This window comes from Burkholderia sp. SIMBA_051, from assembly GCF_046534915.1.
GTDB classification, from domain to species: Bacteria; Pseudomonadota; Gammaproteobacteria; order Burkholderiales; family Burkholderiaceae; genus Burkholderia; species Burkholderia ambifaria.
Genome location: NZ_JAWRXS010000912.1, coordinates 1 through 235 on the forward strand (window position 1 = coordinate 1; position 235 = coordinate 235).

At 56.2% G+C, this 235-nt stretch carries 1 pseudogene; it reads left to right on the forward strand.

The features are described from left to right. Window positions 1-235: pseudogene (locus tag SB771_RS37125) on the forward strand (hypothetical protein); the annotation flags it as partial.

Genomic DNA, 235 nt, shown 5'->3' on the forward strand with positions numbered 1-235 from the left:
GCTTCGCTGTAAGGCGATTGGTGCTGATCGCATGATCACGCTGACGTATCGCGAGAATATGCAGGACAAGGCGCGTGCAAAGCGAGATTTCGATCGTTTTCGTCGACGGGTGTCCCGAGTGGCCGACTTTCACTACGTTGCCGTGCTTGAGCGTCAGGAGCGTGGTGCGTGGCATGTGCACATCGCGGTGAAGGGGCGGCAAAATTATCGGGTGTTGCGACGAATTTGGTTAAGC